Genomic DNA, 15553 nt, shown 5'->3' with positions numbered 1-15553 from the left:
TTTGGCGGCGCTCTAGATGCGCTCTGCTTCGGCGACCGCCTGACTGGCGCGCAATGTACCCAAGATGCGGGTCAGGTGCGCAAGGTCGGCCACTTCCAGATCGACCTCGTAAGTGCCGAAAGGCTCATCGCGATGGATCACCTGGATATTGACGACGTTGGCGCGGTTGGTGGCGAAGGTCTGGGTCACATCGGCCAGCGTGCCCGGCCGGTTGTACAGCACGAGCCGCAGGCGGCCGACAGCGCCGGTGGTTCGCGATCCCCACGAGAGGTCGAGCCAGTCCGCATCGACGCCGTTGGCGAGCGTGAGGCAATCGATGGTGTGGACTTCGACCTTGTGGTCGGGACGGCGCAGGCCGACGATGCGGTCCCCGGGAACCGGGTGACAGCAGTCGGCCAGTTCGAAGCCCATGCCCGGCGTCAGGCCCTTGATCGAGATGGAGACCTCGCTGCGGGTCCAATCCGGATCGTCGGGCAGTTCGGCAGTGCTGCCGGGCACGAGCGCTTCCATGACCTCGCGGTCGGACAGGCGCGCCGAGCCGATCGCGAACATCAGGTCTTCCTCGTCGCGCAGCTCCAGCCGCCGCACGGCCGCCTCGATGGCCTTCTTGCCGATGCGCGTAGGTAGTTGCCCGGCAATCGCATCGAACAGCTTGGAGCCGATCGTGGCGATTTCCTGGTGTTCCTTTGCACGCACCGCACGGCGAATCGCGGCCCGGGCCTTGCCGGTGACGACGAAGCCCAGCCAGGACAGCTGCGGTTCGGACGAGGTGCTCTTGATCACTTCGACAACATCGCCATTGGCCAGCTGCGTGCGCAGCGGCACATGGCGGCCGTTGATCTTGGCGCCGACCGCGGCATTGCCGAGATCGGTATGGACGGCATAGGCGAAGTCGACCGCGGTCGATCCCTTGGGCAGCTGGTGCAGTCGTCCCTTGGGGGTAAAGGCGAAGATGCGGTCCTGATAGATCGCCAGCTTGGTATGCTCGAGCAGTTCCTCGGCATCGTGGCTGGCATCGACGATTTCGATCAGGTCGCGCAGCCAGCCGACCTGCCCGTCCGGCCGCGTGCCGCCCTGCTTGTAGGCCCAGTGCGCGGCCAGGCCGAACTCGTTGAGGCGGTGCATCTCGCGGGTGCGGATCTGCACTTCCATGCGCATCGAGTTTTCATAGATCAGCGCGGTGTGCAGCGACTGGTAGCCGTTCGACTTGGGCGTCGAGATGTAGTCCTTGAAGCGACCCGGGATCATCTGCCAGTGCTGATGCAGCACGCCGAGCGCGCGGTAGCAGTCGTCCGGCGTCTCGGTCAGGACGCGGAAGGCCATGATGTCGGTGATCTGCTCGAAGGTGACGTGACGCTCGGCCATCTTGCGCCAGATCGAGTAGGGATGCTTTTCGCGGCCGGTTACTTCGACCTGGATGTCCGCTTCGGCAAGCGCCTGCTTGATGGCCAGGGCGATGGCGTCGACCTGCCCGCCTTCCTGGCTGCGGATCTGCGCGAGGCGTCCGGTGATCGTGGCATAGCCTTCGGGCTCGAGCTGCTCGAAGGCCAGCAGCTGCATCTCGCGCATGTACTCGTACATGCCCACGCGCTCGGCGAGCGGGGCATAGATGTCCATCGTCTCGCGGGCGATGCGCTTGCGCTTGTCCGGGTTCTTGATGAAGTGGAGCGTGCGCATGTTGTGCAGCCGATCGGCCAGCTTGACGAGCAGGACGCGCAAGTCCTCGCTCATCGCCAGCAGGAACTTGCGCAGGTTCTCGGCCGCGCGCTCGTTCTCGGTCATCACCTCGATCTTGGAGAGCTTGGTGACGCCATCGACCAGTCGGGCGATGTCCGCTCCGAACAGCTTCTCGATCTCTTCGATCGTGGCCAGCGTGTCCTCTACCGTGTCGTGCAGGAGCGCGGTGATGATTGCCTGCTGGTCGAGCTTGAGCTCGGTCATCAGGCCCGCGACTTCGACCGGGTGGCTGAAATAGGGATCGCCGCTCGCGCGCTTCTGCGTGCCGTGCTTCTGCACGGTATAGACATAGGCGCGGTTGAGCAGGGCCTCGTCGGCCTCCGGTGCGTATTCCTTTACGCGTTCAACGAGTTCATACTGACGCAACATGCTGGGAGATCCTTGTCAGGATTTTGTGTGCTGCGGCAAGAGCCTCGTTAAATTCATGCAATCTTTGCAAGTGATAACCGCGCGTAAACCATGGCAGACCCGCCGCTCCGTCATGCCGCGCACGGCGATTGCCCGGCCATCGCCTGCAGATGCCAGGCGCCGTGGCCTGATGTAGCGGTCATTAATTCAAATAAACGTTCATAACCAGAGGATTAGAGTATGCCCTGTGCGCATTGGGGAAGGGCCCCGCGCGCACGATCCAGCCAATAATCCACGCCCGATGCAGGCCCGATGCAAGGAGTGGAATTCAATCGATTGGATGTGGCTACCCACGGGCCGCACGTTAAGATCTCGGAAACTTCGCCACCGCACAATCCCTGATACCGTACCTCGGCCTACCGGGAGGCGACTTTCGATGAGCATGCATACCCCCCTGCACGGCGCGGAATTTGCGCCTCGCTCGCAAACAGAACGCGAACCGCGCCTGCGCACACTGATAGGTGCCAGCATGGACTGCGCCGGCCTGCCCGATCAGGATGTCTTCGTGCGCAATGTCTCCGAACATGGCATGGGCCTCATATCCCACGCGATGACCCCCCGCTGCGGCGAAGTGGTGCACCTCAGGCTGCGCGGCAGTCATGTCTTGCGCGCGCAAGTGCGCTGGGCCCGGGGCGACGACTTCGGCGTCCTTCTGGCCGATCCGCTCGACATGGCCACGCTGGGGCTGTCCGGAGAACCTCAGTAGGCCGCCGCGCAGAGGCTCTCTAGCCCTGCAGCCTGCGGTCGATGGGGCCCACGTCCAGCAAGGGCGCGGCGTCGATGTCCGCTGCGTCCAGCAGAAGGCAGAGCCGCTCAAGTCCTGCGAGGATCATCGCCTGTTCCCAGGTCGGCAACTGCGAGTAGCGGTCGCGGAAGCGTTCCTGCAGCATATCGGGCGCACGCGACAGGACGAGGCGCCCATCATCGGTGATCCGCAGGAGCACCTGACGCTTGTCGCGATCGCTGCGCTGGCGCGTCACGAGACCCAGCACGACAAGGCGGTCGACCAGCGTCGTGATCGTCGCCTGGCTGAATTGCAGGGCGCTGGCAACGGCACTGGGGATCGCTTCGCCGCGCCGCTCGATCTCCTGGAGGACGAGCAACTGCGACGTCGTCAGGCCGGTCGCGGCGGCAAGCTGCCTGCCGCCCTGTTCGGTAGCGCGTTGAAGGCGCCGCAGCGCACGCAGGGTTGGATGCAAGAAATCGGTGTCCACGGCCATTTCCTACTTTTTGATGACGGCCGCGACAATGGATTTTCGCTTCGCATATCGAAGTATATCACCGACCGCGTCTGACGGGCTGCGCTGCCGAATAGTGCCCTTCGGGTTGATAAACCGGCGATAATGCGCAAGTACCCTGCGCTCAAACTCTGGCGCGCCCGCAAGTCCGGCGGAAACTTTCCTTTGGGAGGCGAATTATTTCCAATCAGGCGACCGAAGCGATCTTCCGGGCGCAACCGCAAACCCCGGCAGTCTGCCCGCAGCGCTGCGCGGCAGCCTGACGACAAGGCTGGAGAAGCGTCATGCTAACCGCGATCCTTCCGGTCCGCAGCCTGTTGGCCGCCATCTTCGTCCTGATGGCCGGAAGCGGGTTCCTGTCCACCCTAATCAGCATCCGGCTGGAACGCGCCGGGGAAAGCACATTGCTGATCGGCCTCGTCGCCACCGCCTATTTCGCGGGGCTGGCGATCGGTGCGCTGCGTGCGGGTCCGCTGGTGCGCCGCGTTGGCCACATCCGCGCCTTCGCAGCCTTCGTGTCGGTCTTTTCCGCCAGCACGCTGGCCTATGCCTTCTGGCAACAACCGCTGTTCTGGGCCTTCCTGCGCCTTGCCGACGGCTTCTGCGTCGCGGGCGTCTATGTCTGCATCGAAAGCTGGCTCAACGAACGGGCCGAACCGCAGACGCGCGGCAGCGTCCTGGCCGGGTACATGATCTGCCTCTACCTCGGGCAGGCCGCCGGGCAGTACCTGCTCAACCTCGACGATACCCGCCCCTCGATCCCGTTCCTGGCATCCTCGGTGCTGGTCTCGCTGGCCTCGATACCGGTCCTGCTGACCCATATCTCCGCACCCGAATCAGGCGATGCCCCGCCCTTCTCGCTTCGCCGCCTCTACGACACGTCGCCGCTGGGCGTGATCGGCTCGATCCTGACCGGCATGATGCTGGGCGCGTTCTACGGCCTTGCCGCGGTGAGCGTGCGGCGCATCGGGCTCGACATGGGCGCAACCGCGATGTTCATGTCCGCCGTCATCCTGGGCGGCGTGGCGCTGCAATGGCCGCTTGGCCAGCTATCCGACCGTTATGACCGGCGCCGCGTGATCGTCCTGACGTTTGCCGGGGCAACGCTGGTCTGTGCCGGACTGACCGTCACCCAGCACAACGGCATCCAGCTCCTCGGCCTGGGCGCCCTGTTCGGCGGCTTGACCTTCGCGCTCTATCCGCTGTGCGTGGCCCATACCAACGACCGCCTGGAAGCCGACGAGCGCGTCGGCGCGACCGGCGGACTGGTGCTGCTCTATTCGGCAGGCGCCGCGCTCGGCCCGATCCTCGGCTCGGCGGCCATGACCCTGCCCTTCGAAAGCGGCCTCTTTGCCTACATCACGCTTTGCGCCGCCAGTGCGCTCGCCTTCGGCCTGTGGCGCCAGACCGCGACCCCGCCCGTTCCTTCAGATACGCAGCACGCCTACCAGATCCTGCCACGCACCACGCCTGTGGCCGCGATGCTCGATCCGCTTGGCCCCGATGACATTCCAGCCACGGAAGATTCCTGATGCAGACAGATCCCGCCACCCTGCGCCGGGCGATTGCCGCCTCGGCGATCGGCAATGCCACCGAATGGTTCGACTACGGAATCTATTCCTACGGCGTCACTTATATCTCCGCCGCCCTGTTCCCCGGCAACACCGAGGAAGCCGTGCTCTTCGCGCTGGCGACTTTCGCCATCTCGTTCCTCGTGCGTCCCTTGGGCGGCATCTTCTGGGGGCCGCTGGGAGACCGGCTGGGCCGCAAGTCGGTGCTGGCGATCACCATCGTCGTCATGTCGGGGGCGACCTTCTGCGTCGGCCTGCTGCCATCCTATGCCAGCGTCGGCTTCTGGGCGCCGCTGCTGCTGATCGTGCTGCGCATGATCCAGGGCTTCTCGACCGGCGGCGAATATGGCGGCGCGGCGACTTTCATGGCCGAGTACGCGCCGGACGAGAAGCGCGGCTTTTGCGGCAGCTTTCTCGAATTCGGCACGCTGGCCGGCTTTTCGCTGGGCGCGCTGCTGATGCTGGGCTTCTCGCTGCTGCTGGGAGAGGCGGCGATGCACGACTGGGGCTGGCGCATTCCCTTCCTCGTCGCCGGGCCGCTCGGCGCCGTGGGCGTCTATCTGCGCTCCCACATGGAGGACACCCCGGTCTTTCGCGAAGAACACGAAAAGGCCGAGCGCGTCTCGCACGGCCTGCCCTATCTCATGGCCAATTACTGGCGCCCGATGCTGGTGATGGGCGGCATGGTGATCGCGCTCAACGTCGTGAACTACACGCTGCTCAGCTACATGCCCACTTACCTGCAGCGCCGCCTCGGCCTGACTGCGGACGAGGCGCTGGTCGTGCCGATCCTGGGCATGCTGTTCATGATGCTGCTGCTGCCGATGACCGGCGCGCTGTCCGACCGGATCGGCCGCAAGCCGCTCTGGTGGTTTTCGCTGATCGGGCTCTTCATCGGCGTGGTGCCGCTCTACATGCTGATGGGCATGGGCCTTTCGGGAGCCGTCATCGGCTTCATGGTCCTCGGCCTGCTCTACGTCCCCCAGCTGGCGACGATTTCCGCCACCTTCCCGGCCCTGTTCCCGACCCCGGTGCGCTTCGCCGGCTTCGCGATCTCCTACAACGTGGCGACCTCGATCTTCGGCGGCACGGCTCCTGCCATCGGCAGCGGACTGATCTCGGCCACCGGCGATCCGCTGATGCCCGCCTACTACATGATGGCCGCCTGCGCAGTGGGCGCAGTGGCGCTGCACTTCATGAAGGAAACCGCCGGCAAACCCCTGTCCGACGCCCCGCCGATCAAGGGCGCAAAGCCGATAGAGGAAGACTACGTCATCTGACGCACCGGAAAGCCCGGCCGCACGGCGGCCGACCTGACTGCCCACCACTTCGCCATTCCCGCGCAAGCGGGAATGGACAAGCGAAGGCAAGGCAGCCTTTCAGGTTTTTAATCTGAAAGCTGACTTTACGGACGCGCCAACATTGCAGACGTCGAACGGTTGTACAAGAACGGCATGAGGAGAAAGCCATGCCGAAAGTTGAAGTTTACGAGAAGGACGAGATGAAGCCCTTTTTTGAAGGAGAGTTCACGTTCTTACCGCGCGTCGGCGAGACCGTTTCCAAGGAAATGGGAGGATATTTCAACTACTACAGCGTAGTCGAGATTTGGCATCGCGAGGAAGGCGACACGGGCATCTTTCAAGCCTGCATGCGTCTAGAAATTGACGACTAGCAATGTCCATTTGCCCCAACTTTGCCGCCATCCAGCCAAGCTGGGCCGTCGCCAGGAGTGGTCGGTCGTTCACTCAAACGGCAGCATTTCAACATTTTAACCTGAAACCGGTCTAACCGGACCCGTCGACTTTGCGGACATTGCTGACATTGACTGGTGAGAGGCGACTGGGCAACCTTATCGAATGAAGGTACCTCCGTCAGCGCGGGTAATCACTTTGCTCTTGTTAGGCGCAGTTGGTGGCTGGCAAGCTCACAATCTTTGGGCAACTGACCGTTGCTTGGACGCCGGTGGTGCTTGGAACGATGCTCTCGGCGTCTGCAATTTGCGAAACGCTTCCAACACGCAAGTGCTTGCGAAAATTCCCTTTGTTCATGACGCAATGAGGCGTTGGGCAGCCAAAAGCGACACCTCAGTTGAAAAAGCGATGACCGGCCGGACCATCAAGCTTTCTATGTTCCCCGAGAAAGAATGCGTGAAGTTCGTGGTAGATACACCCGGCTTGGGAGAGGCCCCGACATACTGTTATCAGCATCGTTCCGTTGAGCTTGTCGAGGAACATAGCAACATGGAATGATGACCGCTTCCCCCAACTTTCCAGTCACTGCCCCCGCCCGAGCACTGCCTCGATAGCAGTCGATCTTGCAGGCGGGGATCAGCTCCAGGTCGCCTCGGGCGGCAGGCTCATCAGGATCGCGTCGATGTTGCCGCCGGTCTTGAGGCCGAACAGCGTGCCGCGGTCATAGACGAGGTTGAATTCGGCATAGCGGCCGCGCCATTCGAGTTGCTGCGCCTTGTCGGCGGGCGTGAATTCCATGCCCATGCGACGGCGCACGAGGCGCGGAAACACGGCCAGGAACGCCTCGCCCACGGCCATGGTGTAGGCGAAGTTCGCTTCCCACGCAGCCTCGTCCGCGCACTCCAGGTGGTCGTAGAAGATCCCGCCGACACCGCGGTGGACATTGCGGTGGGGGATGAAGAAGTACTCGTCCGCCCAGGCCTTGTAGCGCTCGTAATAGTCAGCGCCGTGGGCATCGCAGGCGGCCTTGAGTTCCGCATGGAATTCCGCGGTATCCTCGTCGTAGGGCAGCGGGGGATTGAGGTCCGCGCCGCCGCCGAACCATGCCTTGGTCGTCGTGAGGAAGCGGGTGTTCATGTGCACGGCCGGCACGTGCGGGTTGGCCATGTGCGCGACGAGGCTGATGCCGGTCGCGGAAAAGGCGTTCTGTTCGGCCGAGGCTCCGTTGATGGTGGCCGCGAAATCCCTGGACAGCGAACCGACCACGGTCGAGACGTTCACGCCGACCTTCTCGAAGACCTTGCCTTTCATCAGGCCGCGCGTGCCGCCGCCCGTCTCGCCCTCGGCCCCGCCTTCGACTGCCGAGCGTTTCCACGGGGTATAGTCGAAGGCAGCCGCTGAACCGGCCTCTCGCTCGATCGCCTCGAATTCGGCGCAGATCCTGTCGCGCAGCGTCTCGAACCAGGTGCGGGCGCGCAGGGTGTAAGGGGTCCAGTCGGTCATGCCTAATCCTTGTTTGCCCGCCGCTTGCCAAATCGGGCCGCCTGCGGCAAGGAAAAGCCATGGTTCCCTTTTCGTTCCAGTCAGAGGAAATGCACCTTGTCGGCGCTGCCGGATCGCGGGGCTGCGCGATCTACTGGCCGCGCGAACAGGCCCTGCTGGTGGCCGACCTCCACCTCGAGAAAGCCAGCTACTACGCGAAGGGCGGGCAGATGCTCCCGCCCTACGACAGCCGCGAGACGCTGGAACGGCTGGCGCATGCGGTGCGGCAGACAGGGGCGCGGCGCGTCTTCGCGCTGGGCGACAATTTCCACGACAGCGAGGGCACCGGACGGCTCGATCCCCATGCCCGCGGCATGCTCGATGCGCTGACTCGCGCGCTGGACTGGGTGTGGATCATCGGGAATCACGATCCGGACCTTGGCGCAGAGGCCGGGGGCACGCGGGTTGCGCAAATCGTAGTGGCAGGCCTCGTCCTGCGTCACAAGGCGGAGAAAGCGACCGGACTTCCCGAGCTTTCCGGGCACTATCATCCCCGCCTGATCGTTTCCGCCCGGGGCCGCAGGATCGCCCGCCCTTGCGCGGTGCGCAGCGACAACCGCTTGATTCTGCCTGCTTTCGGTGCGCTGACCGGCGGCATGGACGCGGCCGATCCGGCGATACTTTCGGCAATGCAACCGGCCTGCGCGATCGACGCGCTGGTACCGGCAACGGGACGCCTGATTGCCTATCCCCTCTGGCGCGCGGACGCCTGAAGGCCCATATAGACGTGCATAAGCCGTGCATTCGGCTGGGGCTCTATGGTAATCTTGCGAATTCCCGCTTTGCTTGGCGGATGAAATCGCACTATTGAGCGCCCATTCGCACGTAAATCGAAGACGACTCAGGAGAACGCTTATAGCACCCCCACCCCGGCGCATGATGACGCCACCGGTCAAGAGCGGACCGCGCTACAACAATTTCATCCAAGCCGACAAGGTCCGCGTGATCGACGAGAACGGCGAGAACATTGGCGTCATGTACACCCGTGAGGCTATCGAACAGGCGGCCGACGTCGGCCTGGACCTGGTAGAAGTCTCGCCCAACGCAGACCCGCCGGTGTGCAAGTTCCTCGACGTCGGCAAGTATCGCTACGAGGCCCAGAAGAAGGCCAACGCAGCGCGCAAGACGCAGAAGACGCAGGAGATCAAGGAGATCAAGATGCGTCCGAACATCGACGATCACGACTACGACGTGAAGATGCGCAACGTTCAGCGCTTCATCGGCGATGGCGACAAGGTGAAGGTCACCCTGCGTTTCCGCGGGCGCGAGCTTTCGCACCAGCAGCTGGGCATGGACCTGCTGCGCCGCGTGCAGGCCGACGTGGAAGAGATCGCGAAGATCGAGGCCTATCCGCGCATGGAAGGCCGCCAGATGCTGATGGTGCTGGCGCCCAAATAAGCGCCGCCCGGCATTGCCGAAGAAAAAGGGCGTACCCGCCGGGTGCGCCCTTTTTCTATGGCGGGAGAGCCGAAGAGGACCTGCGGCAACGATCCAAGGGAAATGCGCCAGCATCTCGGCCAGCTAGTGGGCGCCCTGCTTCTCCCCCCTCGCATCATCCTGAGATTTGTGGCTTAAGTCCCTCAAAGGGAAATGGGGGATGACATCGGCATGAATGCCAAGCGGATCGGATTCATCGCGGGTCTTGTGCTGTTCGGGGCGACGCTGGTCCTGCCCGAACCGGCGGGCATGCCGCCGCAGGCATGGACCGTCGCGGGGCTGGTCGCCCTGATGGCCTGCTGGTGGATGACCGAGGCCCTGCCGCTGACCGCGACCGCGCTGGCCCCTTTCCTCGTCCTGCCCTTCGCCGGCGTGATGACGGCGGGCGAGACGGCTTCCAGCTATTATTCCCCCACCCTGTTCCTGATCCTGGGCGGCGCCTTCATTGCCCTGGCCATCGAGCGCACCGGGCTGCACCGGCGACTGGCGCTCGCCCTGCTCGACGGGCTCGGCTCCAGGGGCGGCGCAGGGCGGTTGCTGTTCGCCTTCATGATGGCTGCCGCGATCCTGTCGATGGCGATTTCCAATACCTCGACATCGCTGATCATGATGCCCATGGCCCTTGCCGTGATCGAGGCAGGCGGCATCGCCGACGATGAACGCCAGGGGCTTGCCGGCGCCCTGCCCATGGGCATTGCCTTCGCTGCCTCGATCGGCGGCCTGGGCACGATCGTCGGATCGCCGACCAATGCGATCGCCGTTGCCCTGCTCGATTCGATGATCGGCCTGCACATCAGTTTCGCGCACTGGAGCCTGATCGGCATTCCCGTGGTGCTGGTAGGCATCCCGCTCGCCGCCTTCATCATCGCACGCATGCAGGCGGTCGCGACTCACCCCTTCGACGTTGGCGGGGCGCGGCGGGCCATCGCCGTGCATCACACCTGGACCGAGCCGGAACGCCGCCTCGTGCCGCTGGTCGCGGTGGCTTTCGCGCTATGGATGCTGACACCGCTGATCGCCCCGGTCCTGCCCAAGGGATCGCTGACCGACGGGACGATCGCGGTTGGCGTGGGCCTGCTGCTTTTCGTGGTGCCGGACGGAACCGGGCGCCCCCTGCTCAACTGGGACGAGGCCAATCGCGCGCCCTGGGGCGTCATCATGATGTTCGGCGGCGGCCTCGCGCTGGCAGAGGGCATGGGCGCCTCGGGGCTCGCCGACTGGCTGGGCCGTTCGCTGCTGCCGCTCTCCGCGGTTCCCCTGCCCCTCGTCGCCCTTGCCATCACCGCCATGGTCATCGTCATCACCGAATTTGCCAGCAACGTGGCAACGGCCAGCGGCATCATGCCGGTCGTTGCGAGCCTGGCGGTCGCGCTGGGGGCAGATCCGATCCTGCTGGCGATGCCTGCCGCACTTGCCGCAAGCTGGGGCTTCATGCTCCCGGCCGGAACCGGACCCAACGCCATCGCCTGGGCAACCGGGCGCATCGAACTGCCGCGAATGATCAAGTCGGGCCTGCTGCTCGACCTTGCCGGCGCGCCGCTGATCGTCGGCATGGTCTGGCTGGTTTCGCTGCTGATCGGGACGTAATTCACCGCAGGAGGGCATTCGCCCTGCGGCAGTTCCACTACGTCGTCATCCCCGCGCAGGCGGGGATCCCGCTCTCTATCCGCAATTCCGCACGGAAATGCTCAGCCGTGCCATTCGCGCCGTTCTTCGGCCGCGCGCAGGACTTCATAGGCGAGCTGGTAAGTCTGGAAGGCCTTGGCCGCTTCGGCATCGCCGGGCCGGACGTCCGGGTGGACTTCCTTGGCTTTCGTGCGCCATGCCTTGCGCACCGCGTCGAAGTCCGCATCGGGTTCGAGGCCCAATGCTTCGAGCGCGCGCAGTTCATCGCCGCTGCGGCTGCCGTCACCCGAACCGGCCCAGCCATAGTGAGAGGATTCCTGGTAGCCCTCGTGGGTCTGGCGTTCCTTCTTTTCGCGCGCTGCGGCCTCTTCCTTGGTGAGACCGGCGAAATAGTCCCAGCCGGCATTGTACTCGGCCGCGTGCTTCTGACAGAAGTACCAGCGATCCGGGCTGCTGGGGCTCTTCGGCGCGGGGCAATCGCCCGGCTCCGAGCAGCCGTGGCGATCGCACAGGCGGATCTGCGCGGCCTCGCGCGCGGACTCGTAGCCGCGCCAGCGCGGGAATCCCCAGTCCATGGATCTGCGTGCGCGGCTCATCCCCTGAGCGATACGCTGCGACTCGATGGCGATGCAAGTCTTGTAAATCGCAGGAAACCGCCTACTGCTCCCGCCCTTGCTGCATTGCAGACGTCGCTCGGAATAAGTATACTAACCTGGCTTAGTATTATGAGGCACCCATGAGCAAACGGCTGGCCATATCCGCATTCTTTTCCATCCTGATGATGGCGATCTATGTGCTGTTCGGCGAAAATGTCGCGCGTGAGCCCTTGGGCCCGGTCCAGTTCATGACCGGTCAAAAGATCGGTGCCAGCGTGAAAACGCCCGAGCTGCTGGACAGCCCGGGCGATCTACTCAATCTTGGAAAGTAAGCCGATCAGTCGATCGTGACAGTGACCGCGCGGCGGTTCTGCGCCCACGCCTGCTCGTTCGAACCGAGCGCGACCGGGCGTTCCTTGCCATAGCTGATGGTCGAAAGACGCGCGGCATCCACGCCCAGGCTGACGAGGTAGTTCATCGCGGCATTGGCGCGGCGTTCGCCCAGGGCCAGGTTGTACTCGCGCGTGCCGCGCTCGTCACAGTGCCCTTCGATGGTCGCACGCTTGTTGGGATACTGCAGCAGCCACTGCGCCTGCCTGGCGAGCGCTTCCTGGTCCATCGCGTCGATGTCGTACTTGTCGGTGTCGAAGTAGATCGTGTCCGAACCGCTCATCTTGGCGAGGAAGTCGGCCTGGCTGCCCGGAGTCGGGCCGAGATCGGCGGGCGGAGCCTGCGTCGTGGTGGCCGGGCCGGGCTCGGGCGGAAGTTCCTTGGGCGCCTTGGAAGCGCAAGCCGAAATGGCCAATGCCCCGGCAAAGAGAAGCATCGTCGAAGCGGGCTTCGAGAAGCGAGACGTCTGTTGGGTAGAAGACATGGGGCAATCTCCTGTGCTGCACAGCCAAATGAAATGGCTGGCATCGGCTAAAGTTCCGTTCACTATTTAACAAAGGTTTCCTGAATGCGCACCCGTATAAGTACAGAGCGCGCTCAGGGACGAACCGGACCCCATGCGGGGTCCGACGCGCCCACCGGAGTGGGCAGCTTACGTTCGTTCCGGCCGGTCAGGTCGACTTGCCAGATCGAGGTAATTCCGGAGTTCTTCTCGGTACGGAAGAACTGGACGATGCGCCCGTTGGGAGACCAGGTCGGCGCCTCGTCCTGCCACGAATTGGTCAGGTAGCGCATCCCCCGCCCGTCCGGACTCATCACGGCTATACGCAGGTTGCCGGCAATGTGGGTGAAGGCGATCTGGTCGCCGCGCGGGCTCCATTCCGGCGTTGCCGCACGGCCGCCGAAGAAGCTGATGCGGTGCTGGTTGGAACCGTCGGCATTCATCACGTAGATCTGCTGGCTGCCCGAACGGTCGCTTTCGAACACGATCCGGCTGCCGTCGGGCGAGTAGCTGCCACCGATGTTGATGCCGGGGCCATTGGTCAGGCGCTGCGGCGTGCCGCCCCCTGCCGAGGAAATGCGGTAGATGTCGGTGCGGCCACCCATCGACATCGAATAGAGCACCCACTTGCCGTCGGGCGACCAGCGCGGCGCCATCGTGGGATTGCCGGTGCGCACGATCAGCTTCTGGCTGTTGGACGCCAGGTCGTAGGAATAGATGCTCGGCTGTCCGTTGAGGTAGGACAGATAGAGGATCCTGGAATAGTCGGGCGAATAGCGCGGGGTCAGCGCCGTTGCCTGCCCGCTGGTCAGGTAGCGGTGGTTGGCGCCGTCCGAATCCATCACCGCCAGCCGCTTGATGCGGTGGTCCTTGGGGCCGGTCTCGGCGATGTAGGCGATCTTCGAGTCGAAGAACGGGCTTTCGCCGGAAAGGCGCGAATAGACCATGTCGGCGCACTTGTGCGCAGCGCGGCGCCAGTCGGCCGGGCCGACCTGCCAGCCGCCCTTGGCCAGTTGCTGCTTGAGCGCGACGTCGTAGAGATAGCAGCCCACGGTAAGTTGCCCGTTCGCGGCGGCGCGGACATAGCCCTGCACCAGCATGTCGGTGCTACGGACCGACCAGATCGGGAAGTTGGGCGTCTGGACTTCCGAGAAGGCCGGCTGCGGCAGGCCGGCCGGGCCCGAGGGCTTGAACAAGCCGTTGTTCTTGAGGTCGGCGGCAACTACCTGCGACAGGGCACGGCCAAGCGCCGATGTAGAGCCCGCGTTGGTCTGCGTGGGCACGTCAGCGTCAGTCGCGAACGTGGTGATCGCAATGCCCAGGTCCTGCCAGTCGCTTTCGTCGGAGACCGAACCGGTCAGGCCGCCATCGTCCGAGACGAGCCCACCCCCCGCATCCGGGGCAGGCGCGGTGTCCTGCGCGGCGAGAGGGGCTGCCGCGCAAAGCGCAAGAACCGAGACGAGCGAAAGTATCCGGGGGGTCATTGCGATAGCCTCTTGTCGAACTTGAACGACGATACGCGTTTCCACGCATCGTAGTATTCCGCGGGAAGATTGAAAGGCGCAGCAAGCTGGACCGCCCTGATCGCCTGTTCGGCGTGGCGCGGAGCCTGGTTGCGGTTGACGTCGGTAATGCCGGTCTGGCGCACCACACTGGGCCGTCCGTCGAGCGTGCCGTCCTTGTTGAGGTTGAAGGCGAGATAAGTCACGAGATCCTCGGCCTCCGGTCCCTGCGGCGCCTGCCAGTGGGGCTTGAGCTGGCGTGTGATCGCTGCGGACAGCGCGGAACGCACCGCCGGACCGATCTCGGCCGCTGGCGCGCCCTTGCCCTGCGTCGCTTGCGCGCCGCTCACGCCTTCGAGGAAGTCCGAACCGACGCGGCTGCCGCCGGTCTTCTTCGTCGTGGTCGCGCTGGACTTCGACGAGGAACTGCTCGGACTGGAAACGATCTTGTCGATCGCGCTGCTCTTGCGGCTGGGCGGGGACTTGGTTTCGGTTTTCTTCTTTTCCGGTGCCTTCTTGGTCTCGACCGGCTTGGCCTTGGGTTCAGGCGGCAGCGGCGATGGCGAAGGCTTTATGTCCGGAACCGGCGCAGGAGCTGGCGCGGGAGCCGCCTCGCCGATGGTCGGCGCGACGTCGGCGCCAGCCTCGCTGTTGGGATCGGGCGAGGTCGAAGTCAGGCCATAATCGTCGCTGATGTTGACTTCGATCCGCTCGGGCGGATGGACGACCCGGTCGGTGTGCGGGTCGAGAAACATCGCGCCCAGAACCGCGGCATGAAGCGCGATTGCCAGTGCAAGTCCGTATTTCTCATCCCTGCGCAGCCCGAGGATTGCCATGATGCGAACCCTAGCTCAGCCGCCTGAACGGCTGCTGACGCCGGTCACCAGCGAGATCGAGGTGAAACCGGCATGGTTGAGTTCGCCCATCACGCCCATGACGGTGCCGTAATCCAGTGCCTTGTCGGCCCGCAGCGTCACGAGCGGCTTCTTGCCGTCGGGCCCCGGCGTCACGGCGGCAAGCCGTTCGGCCAGCTCTCCGGCAGCGAGCGCCTCTTCCTCGAAGTAGATCACGCCGTCACGCTTGATGCTCAGCGTGATCTGCGCGGCTTCCTCCGACATCGCCTTGGCCCGGCTGTCGGGCAGCTCGATCGGTACGGCGGCCTTGAGCAAGGGCGCCGTCACCATGAAGATGATAAGCAGGACGAGCATGACGTCGACCAGCGGGGTGACGTTGATCTCCGCCATCGGCGCGCGGGTCCCACGTCCCCGGCGCCGTCCGCGTCCTGCACCTCCTGACAGTCCCATTGCCATGGC

The 15553-nt window shown here is 64.4% G+C and carries 17 protein-coding genes; 9 read left to right on the top strand and 8 right to left on the bottom strand.

The window, feature by feature from the left end:
• Positions 1-12: 12 nt before the first annotated feature.
• A complete protein-coding gene (locus PP1Y_RS10555; protein WP_013832216.1) occupies positions 13-2106 on the bottom strand; it encodes a bifunctional (p)ppGpp synthetase/guanosine-3',5'-bis(diphosphate) 3'-pyrophosphohydrolase in 2094 nt (697 codons plus the stop codon).
• 415 nt (positions 2107-2521) lie between these two features.
• Here PP1Y_RS10555 and PP1Y_RS10550 point away from each other — a divergent pair, with 415 nt between their 5' ends.
• A complete protein-coding gene (locus PP1Y_RS10550) occupies positions 2522-2851 on the top strand; it encodes a PilZ domain-containing protein (RefSeq protein WP_041558762.1) in 330 nt (109 codons plus the stop codon).
• A 19-nt stretch (positions 2852-2870) separates the two neighbouring features.
• On the opposite strand, the gene PP1Y_RS10545 is transcribed toward PP1Y_RS10550, so the two are convergent.
• Complete coding sequence (locus PP1Y_RS10545; RefSeq protein ID WP_013832215.1) at positions 2871-3365, bottom strand: MarR family winged helix-turn-helix transcriptional regulator; 495 nt, start codon at positions 3363-3365, stop codon at positions 2871-2873.
• 302 nt (positions 3366-3667) lie between these two features.
• Between PP1Y_RS10545 and PP1Y_RS10540 the strand changes: the two genes are divergently transcribed.
• From PP1Y_RS10540 to PP1Y_RS25740, 4 genes are all read left to right on the top strand, one after another.
• Positions 3668-4915, top strand: a complete 1248-nt coding sequence (locus tag PP1Y_RS10540; protein WP_013832214.1) for an MFS transporter — start codon at positions 3668-3670, stop codon at positions 4913-4915.
• Positions 4915-6234 (top strand): MFS transporter, encoded by a 1320-nt coding sequence (locus PP1Y_RS10535; RefSeq protein WP_013832213.1) that lies wholly within the window; start codon positions 4915-4917, stop codon positions 6232-6234. The genes PP1Y_RS10540 and PP1Y_RS10535 overlap by 1 nt, the downstream gene beginning before the upstream one ends.
• 188 nt (positions 6235-6422) lie before the next feature.
• Entirely contained in the window at positions 6423-6626 is a 204-nt protein-coding gene (locus tag PP1Y_RS10530) for a hypothetical protein (protein WP_013832212.1), read from the top strand.
• 184 nt (positions 6627-6810) lie between these two features.
• Positions 6811-7203: a hypothetical protein gene (locus tag PP1Y_RS25740; protein ID WP_013832211.1), complete on the top strand. Its 393-nt coding sequence runs from the start codon at positions 6811-6813 to the stop codon at positions 7201-7203.
• Between the two features lie 78 nt (positions 7204-7281).
• Here the strand turns inward: PP1Y_RS25740 and hemF are convergent, their stop codons facing one another.
• Positions 7282-8148: an oxygen-dependent coproporphyrinogen oxidase gene (gene hemF, locus PP1Y_RS10520; protein ID WP_013832210.1), complete on the bottom strand. Its 867-nt coding sequence runs from the start codon at positions 8146-8148 to the stop codon at positions 7282-7284.
• Positions 8149-8207: 59 nt separating this feature from the next.
• Between hemF and pdeM the strand changes: the two genes are divergently transcribed.
• The 3 genes from pdeM (at position 8208) to PP1Y_RS10505 (ending at position 11211) form a co-directional block, all read left to right on the top strand.
• The gene (gene pdeM / locus PP1Y_RS10515; RefSeq protein WP_013832209.1) at positions 8208-8900 is read left to right on the top strand and encodes a ligase-associated DNA damage response endonuclease PdeM; all 693 of its coding nucleotides are present in this window, start codon (positions 8208-8210) and stop codon (positions 8898-8900) included.
• Positions 8901-9063: 163 nt separating this feature from the next.
• Positions 9064-9585, top strand: a complete 522-nt coding sequence (gene infC, locus PP1Y_RS10510) for a translation initiation factor IF-3 (RefSeq protein WP_007011929.1) — start codon at positions 9064-9066, stop codon at positions 9583-9585.
• 192 nt (positions 9586-9777) lie between these two features.
• Positions 9778-11211, top strand: a complete 1434-nt coding sequence (locus tag PP1Y_RS10505; protein ID WP_013832207.1) for a DASS family sodium-coupled anion symporter — start codon at positions 9778-9780, stop codon at positions 11209-11211.
• A 101-nt stretch (positions 11212-11312) separates the two neighbouring features.
• On the opposite strand, the gene PP1Y_RS10500 is transcribed toward PP1Y_RS10505, so the two are convergent.
• A complete protein-coding gene (locus PP1Y_RS10500; protein ID WP_013832206.1) occupies positions 11313-11846 on the bottom strand; it encodes a J domain-containing protein in 534 nt (177 codons plus the stop codon).
• A gap of 140 nt (positions 11847-11986) precedes the next feature.
• Between PP1Y_RS10500 and PP1Y_RS10495 the strand changes: the two genes are divergently transcribed.
• Positions 11987-12178 (top strand): hypothetical protein, encoded by a 192-nt coding sequence (locus PP1Y_RS10495; RefSeq protein ID WP_013832205.1) that lies wholly within the window; start codon positions 11987-11989, stop codon positions 12176-12178.
• A 5-nt stretch (positions 12179-12183) separates the two neighbouring features.
• On the opposite strand, the gene pal is transcribed toward PP1Y_RS10495, so the two are convergent.
• The 4 genes from pal to PP1Y_RS10475 all read right to left on the bottom strand — a co-directional run bounded on the left by pal (position 12184) and on the right by PP1Y_RS10475 (position 15550).
• On the bottom strand, positions 12184-12672 hold the full coding sequence (pal, locus tag PP1Y_RS10490; RefSeq protein ID WP_007011933.1) for a peptidoglycan-associated lipoprotein Pal: 489 nt from the start codon (positions 12670-12672) through the stop codon (positions 12184-12186).
• Positions 12673-12833: 161 nt separating this feature from the next.
• On the bottom strand, positions 12834-14222 hold the full coding sequence (gene tolB, locus PP1Y_RS10485) for a Tol-Pal system beta propeller repeat protein TolB (protein ID WP_013832204.1): 1389 nt from the start codon (positions 14220-14222) through the stop codon (positions 12834-12836).
• Positions 14219-15076 carry a hypothetical protein gene (locus PP1Y_RS10480; RefSeq protein ID WP_041558760.1) on the bottom strand — a complete coding sequence of 286 codons (858 nt, stop codon included), beginning with the start codon at positions 15074-15076 and terminating at the stop codon, positions 14219-14221. The genes tolB and PP1Y_RS10480 overlap by 4 nt, the downstream gene beginning before the upstream one ends.
• 15 nt (positions 15077-15091) lie before the next feature.
• On the bottom strand, positions 15092-15550 hold the full coding sequence (locus tag PP1Y_RS10475; RefSeq protein ID WP_041558759.1) for a biopolymer transporter ExbD: 459 nt from the start codon (positions 15548-15550) through the stop codon (positions 15092-15094).
• Between the last annotated feature and the right edge of the window lie 3 nt (positions 15551-15553).

Source organism: Novosphingobium sp. PP1Y (assembly GCF_000253255.1).
In the GTDB taxonomy this organism is placed as follows: Bacteria; Pseudomonadota; Alphaproteobacteria; order Sphingomonadales; family Sphingomonadaceae; genus Novosphingobium.
The sequence above is the reverse complement of the archived record's forward strand: the minus strand, read 5'-3'. Positions and strand labels throughout refer to the sequence as shown.

Bases quoted from the DNA above. Each gene is read 5' to 3' on its own strand.
- PP1Y_RS10555 (WP_013832216.1), bottom strand. From the start codon at position 2,106: ATGTTGCGTCAGTATGAACTCGTTGAACGCGTAAAGGAATACGCACCG.
- PP1Y_RS10550 (WP_041558762.1), top strand. From the start codon at position 2,522: ATGAGCATGCATACCCCCCTGCACGGCGCGGAATTTGCGCCTCGCTCG.
- PP1Y_RS10545 (WP_013832215.1), bottom strand. From the start codon at position 3,365: ATGGCCGTGGACACCGATTTCTTGCATCCAACCCTGCGTGCGCTGCGG.
- PP1Y_RS10540 (WP_013832214.1), top strand. From the start codon at position 3,668: ATGCTAACCGCGATCCTTCCGGTCCGCAGCCTGTTGGCCGCCATCTTC.
- PP1Y_RS10535 (WP_013832213.1), top strand. From the start codon at position 4,915: ATGCAGACAGATCCCGCCACCCTGCGCCGGGCGATTGCCGCCTCGGCG.
- PP1Y_RS10530 (WP_013832212.1), top strand. From the start codon at position 6,423: ATGCCGAAAGTTGAAGTTTACGAGAAGGACGAGATGAAGCCCTTTTTT.
- PP1Y_RS25740 (WP_013832211.1), top strand. From the start codon at position 6,811: ATGAAGGTACCTCCGTCAGCGCGGGTAATCACTTTGCTCTTGTTAGGC.
- hemF (WP_013832210.1), bottom strand. From the start codon at position 8,148: ATGACCGACTGGACCCCTTACACCCTGCGCGCCCGCACCTGGTTCGAG.
- pdeM (WP_013832209.1), top strand. From the start codon at position 8,208: ATGGTTCCCTTTTCGTTCCAGTCAGAGGAAATGCACCTTGTCGGCGCT.
- infC (WP_007011929.1), top strand. From the start codon at position 9,064: ATGATGACGCCACCGGTCAAGAGCGGACCGCGCTACAACAATTTCATC.
- PP1Y_RS10505 (WP_013832207.1), top strand. From the start codon at position 9,778: ATGGGGGATGACATCGGCATGAATGCCAAGCGGATCGGATTCATCGCG.
- PP1Y_RS10500 (WP_013832206.1), bottom strand. From the start codon at position 11,846: ATGAGCCGCGCACGCAGATCCATGGACTGGGGATTCCCGCGCTGGCGC.
- PP1Y_RS10495 (WP_013832205.1), top strand. From the start codon at position 11,987: ATGAGCAAACGGCTGGCCATATCCGCATTCTTTTCCATCCTGATGATG.
- pal (WP_007011933.1), bottom strand. From the start codon at position 12,672: ATGCTTCTCTTTGCCGGGGCATTGGCCATTTCGGCTTGCGCTTCCAAG.
- tolB (WP_013832204.1), bottom strand. From the start codon at position 14,222: ATGACCCCCCGGATACTTTCGCTCGTCTCGGTTCTTGCGCTTTGCGCG.
- PP1Y_RS10480 (WP_041558760.1), bottom strand. From the start codon at position 15,076: ATGGCAATCCTCGGGCTGCGCAGGGATGAGAAATACGGACTTGCACTG.
- PP1Y_RS10475 (WP_041558759.1), bottom strand. From the start codon at position 15,550: ATGGCAATGGGACTGTCAGGAGGTGCAGGACGCGGACGGCGCCGGGGA.